This window comes from Burkholderia sp. APQ4-4ca (genome assembly GCF_057837105.1).
Genome location: NZ_JBYQCG010000186.1, coordinates 1 through 4,623, shown reverse-complemented (window position 1 = coordinate 4,623; position 4,623 = coordinate 1). Strand labels below are relative to the sequence as shown.

3 protein-coding genes and 2 pseudogenes are annotated in these 4,623 nt (G+C 68.5%); 1 reads left to right on the top strand and 4 read right to left on the bottom strand.

Translation table 11 applies throughout. The annotated features are described in order from the left end of the window. A pseudogene (locus tag AC3IFE_RS20935) lies at positions 1-758 on the bottom strand (hypothetical protein); the annotation flags it as partial. A 58-nt stretch (positions 759-816) separates the two neighbouring features. Between AC3IFE_RS20935 and AC3IFE_RS20930 the strand changes: the two are divergent. Continuing rightward, positions 817-936: pseudogene (locus tag AC3IFE_RS20930) on the top strand (LysR family transcriptional regulator); the annotation flags it as partial. 192 nt (positions 937-1,128) lie between these two features. On the opposite strand, the gene AC3IFE_RS20925 reads toward AC3IFE_RS20930, so the two are convergent. From AC3IFE_RS20925 to AC3IFE_RS20915, 3 genes are all read right to left on the bottom strand, one after another. After that, positions 1,129-1,962 (bottom strand): OmpW/AlkL family protein, encoded by an 834-nt coding sequence (locus tag AC3IFE_RS20925; RefSeq protein WP_089466422.1) that lies wholly within the window; start codon positions 1,960-1,962, stop codon positions 1,129-1,131. 18 nt (positions 1,963-1,980) lie between these two features. Next, positions 1,981-3,222 (bottom strand): DUF2957 domain-containing protein, encoded by a 1,242-nt coding sequence (locus tag AC3IFE_RS20920; RefSeq protein ID WP_489191811.1) that lies wholly within the window; start codon positions 3,220-3,222, stop codon positions 1,981-1,983. A gap of 147 nt (positions 3,223-3,369) precedes the next feature. Further along, on the bottom strand, positions 3,370-4,623 hold a 1,254-nt coding region (locus AC3IFE_RS20915), incomplete at its 5' end, for a DUF2957 domain-containing protein (protein ID WP_489191810.1).

The following is a 4,623-nucleotide window of genomic DNA, read 5'->3' as shown; positions in this document are numbered from 1 at the left end:
CACACCGCACACCGCACACCGCACACCGCACACCGCACACCGCACACCGCACACCGCACACCGCACACCGCACACCGCACACCGCACACCGCACACCGCACCACCGCACCACCGCACCACCGCACCACCGCACCACCGCACCACCGCGCTCCAGCCGCCCCATGCCCATGCGCTGCCCGCGAGCGCCGCGCCGAGCGCGCCGCCGACGAAGAACAGCCCGACGAACAGCCCGTTCAGGCGTCCGCGCGCGGCCGGGTTCAGCAGGTTGATCGCGCGGCGGCCGATGGTCTCTGGTCGACGATCACACCCGCGTCGAGCAGCGCCGCGCCGCCGGCCAGCAGCGCGAGCGCGACACCGCGATGGGCGTGCGCATCGAAGCCGAACCCGCCTGCGCCGGCGACGCCGAGCACGACGAGCGCCATGAGCATCGTGCCGTGCGCGAGCCGCTGCGCGGTCGGGCAGACGGCGAGCGTCGCGACGATCAGGCGGCGGTTCTCGAGCAGGTCGACCAGCGGCACGAGCAACACGAGCCCGGCCGCGTAGCCGAGCTGCGGGAGCATCGCGACGAGACCGGCGAGGCCGGCCGGCAGATGCAGATCGGCGCTGATCGGGCCGGTCAACGGCTGCGCGGCGAACAGGTCCATCACGATCACCCCGACCGTCGCGGCGAAGAACAGCGTCATGCCGGTGCTCAGCGCAGCCGGCGCGGCGACGGGCGGGGAAACGGGGGCGGCGCAACGAGGGGCAGGGCAGTTCATCGGAAACCTGGGGGTGAGCGGAGGAACTCCCATCGTAGGTGTCCGATGTTTATGCGACATCGTGCACGGCACGTTGCCGGGCCGCCTGATGCGGCCGGTCGCGCTGCTGCGCGACGCGCTGGGCGAGGTGCTCGAGCGGGAGAACGAAAAGGGGTCAGGCGCCGTGACAACGAACTAGAGGCCGCATTCGAGGGAAAATCCTTATTTTCCCTACGGAAATGTTGCATTGCGGAAACCGATTCGCTATGATTGCACCTGTCTCCTCCATGTCTCCTCTGATATGGATTCAGCCCGCCGATCAGGCGGGCTTTTTTTTGCCTGCGATTGTGTCGCAGCGCTCCATTTCCATTCGCCGGCCGCCGCCGCGCACTCAGAACTTGTACGTCATCCCGACGTAACTGATGATCGGGTCCGCCTTCAGGTCCGATTTCGACTCGGCGAGCACCGAGCCGTCCGCCGCCTTGATCGTCACCGTCGACGTCGTCTTCAGCGGAATGTAGGTCACCGACGCGACCAGCCCGAAGTGTTCCGTCACGTTGTACTGCAGGCCCGCGTTGAACACCGGCTGCCAGGACGACGACGCTTTCGCCTCCACCGAGGTCGTCCCCGGCTTGCCCGCGCCCGCCGCGAGGATCGCGCCGAGGTTGTCCTGCGTCTGCTTGATGAAGTTCGTGTTGAGCTGCAGGTCGCTGAACCAGTTGTACGACACGCCGAGGCCGAGGAACGGCCGGAACTTCGCGGTGGCCTGCCCGAAGTAGTACTGCAGGATCACCGCCGGGCTCCACTGCCGCACGCTCTTCACGATCGGGTTGACCGACCCCAGCCCGATGTTCTGCGTGCCGAGCGCGCCGGCCGGGCCCGGCGGCTTGATCGTGCCCTGGCCCGACACCTTGAACACCGGCGGCACGCCGGCCACCGACGTGACCGCGATGTGGTCGGTCAGGAAGTGGCTGATCGTCAGGCCGACGGTGTCGGCGCCGCTCGTATGCAGCCCGGTGCCGGCCGACGTGAACGACGGCGGCAGCCGCAGCGGCGTGTTGATCGGCGTCGGCGCGACGTTGGTCGTCATCGGCGTGCTGCTCTGCTGCGGCATGACGTGGAACCAGCCCAGCGTGACGACGTTGCTGCCGGCGCTCTGCGCGTGCGCGGCGAGCGGCGCCACGGCGGCGGCGCCGGCCGCCGCGCAGAGAAGGGTTTTCTTCATCACGGCTTTCCCCTCCGTTTACTGGACGAATGCGCCGATCGTGAAATACGGCGTCGATCCCGCGTTGTCGAGGAAACCGAACACGCCACCCGAGAAGATGAACTTGCCGGTCGGCGACGTGCTGCCCGAACCCGTATGGATCGTCGTGACCGTGCCCGGCACCTTCTGCGTGTAGTCGAGGTCGAGCACTCTCGTGAGCGACGCCTGCGACGGCTGGAACGGATCGAGCAGCGTGGCCTGCTTGTCGATCAGCGCGGAGGTCCGGTAATCGAACTGGCTGTCGACGCCGATGTACTCGCCGTTCTGCGAACCGGCCGCGACGGTCGTCTGCGGCGCGAGGATCGAGATGCTCGATTCGTCGTCGGCGGTCAGGCCCGGCACGCCGTTGCTGTCCGGCGTCGGGTTCGGGTTCGCGACCCCGGTGCGCACGAGGATCGGCACGAGCTGGTTGCGCAGCTTGCCGACGACCATGAAGCCCTTGCCCTGCGGCGTGGCCGACAGCGTCGGCTTCAACTGGCTCGCGTAGTTGTTCGACTGGAACGCGCCGCTGCCGTCGGCCGACTGCACGAAGTTCGTGCCCTGCTGCGTGCACGCGCCGCCGGCGAACTGGCCGGTCGTGTCGCACTTGGTCCACGTGCCGTCCGCGTTGATCGTCACCTTCGCGTCGATCGACGCCGGGCCGAATTTCTGCGACGGCACTTCGCCGAAGCCGATGTGGCTGTACGTGCCCGCGACCTTCGTGATGTCGGTTTCGATCGACGAGAAGCCGATGAACGGGTAGTACGGGAATGTCGTGTCGGGCACTGCGGCCTGGCCGAGCACGCCGTCGAACTGGATCTCCTTGCCGGGAATCGTGCCGCCCGCGACGCCGAAGCCGACGAAGATGCGCGCCGGACGCGACGCATCGAGGCTCGCGCCGTTCAGCCGGAACGCGCACTGGTTCAGCTTGTTGGTCGGCAGCAGCGTTTCCTGCGTGAGCGTGCCGCTGTCGACGGTGCCCGCGCGGGTCGGCGTGACGGTGCCGGTCTTTTGCGGCACCGCCGATTCGACGTAGGTGACCTGCCAGGTCATCTTGGTCGTGTCGAGCTGGACCTTCGCGAGTTCGCCGCTGCCCGCGCCGCCTGTAAACACGGTGTTGTAGTCAAGCGTGGCGGGGCAAAGCCGGTCTTCGACGAGCGGCGGCGGGTTGTCGCTGCCGCCGCCGCAGGCGGAAAGAAGGGGGGCGGCAAAGGCCGCCGCCAGAATGAGGTTGCGCTTCATGTTGCTCCTCCAGATTTGTCTTGTGCGGCGGCCAGCTCCCTGTCGGCCGCTTCTGTTGGTCGTGCTCGTCTTGTTCGCGCCGTGCCGGACGCTTTCGTGCCTTCCCTGCGTCACGCGGCGGCACGCCGGCCGCCGCGTCCTCGCCCGCTACTTGCTGATCTGCGCGCCCACGCCGAAGTACGGGGTCGACGACGTCGTCGAATTCGCCGACGTCGACGTGACGCCGCCGTTCACCGTGCCCTGGATCAGCGCCGCGTACAGTCCGCCCGTCGCGATCACCACGCCCGATGCGGACGGGTAGCTCGCGCCGCTCGGCGGAGTGGTCTTCGCGTTCAGCAGGCCCGGCGTCGTCTGGCCGTAGTCGAGCGTGAAGCCGTCTTCCTCGGCCTGCGTGGACGGGTTGATGAACGACGCGTTGCCGCCGCGGATCAGCGCGGCCGTGTACTTGAAGTTCGAGTCCGCGCCCGCGTAGCCGCCGTCGATCGTGCCCGACGTGACGGCCGTCGCCGCGCCGAGCACCGCGATGCCCGATTCGTCGTCGACCTGCGCATCGAGGTGCAGCGGCGGCGTGCCGAGATTCACGTTGCCCGTGCGCACGATCACCGGCACGGTCGCGCCGTTGAGCTGGCCGATCACCATGTGCGCGGTCGCCGACTTGCCGGTCGCGCCGACGATCGGCAGTTGCGTCTGCGGCAGCGTCTGCGGCGCCTTGGCGCTATCGAAGTAGCCGCCGTTCGGGCTCGTCTTCCACGGATCGCCGGTCGTCTGGCAGCCGCCCGACCCGCTCGACGTGCACGCGCCGTTCGCGTCGAACGTCTCGCTCGAGGTCGAACCCTTCGTCGCGTAGTTGCCCGACGGCACGAGGTGGTAGAGCAGCGCGTTGTACGTGCCCGGCAGCTTCGAGAGGTCGGTCGTCGTGTTCGCGAAGCCGAGGAACGGATAGAAGTCGAAGTGACGGTTCGGCACCTGGCCGACGTTCTGCACGACGCCCGGGATGATCGTCAGCCCGTCGTACTGGATCGTCGCGCCGGGAATGCCGCCGCCCGCGACGCCCATGCCGACCAGCAGCATCGGCGGGTTCGCCTGGTTGAAGTCGGCGGCCGTCGAATAGGTCGAGCCGTCCGGCGCGGGGCCGGTGCCCGGCGTCAGGACGAACGCGCAGCGCGTCTGCTCGGCGGTCGGCAGCGTGCCGGTCGGCGGATGGATGACCTTGCCGGTGATGGTCGTGCCGACGCGGCTCGGCGTGACGGTGCCCGTCTTCAGCGGAATCGGCGATTCGAGCCACTTGAGCGTGTACGTCATCGCGACCGCGTCGATGTTGACGCTGACGATCTCGCCGCTACCCGCGCCGCCGAGATACGTGCTCTTCACGATATCCGCGTCGGCCGGGCACAGTGCGCC

What these genes read in the sequence shown, in the direction of transcription:
- AC3IFE_RS20925 (WP_089466422.1), bottom strand. Translation starts at nt 1,962, where the DNA reads ATGAAGAAAACCCTTCTCTGCGCGGCGGCCGGCGCCGCCGCCGTGGCG.
- AC3IFE_RS20920 (WP_489191811.1), bottom strand. Translation starts at nt 3,222, where the DNA reads ATGAAGCGCAACCTCATTCTGGCGGCGGCCTTTGCCGCCCCCCTTCTT.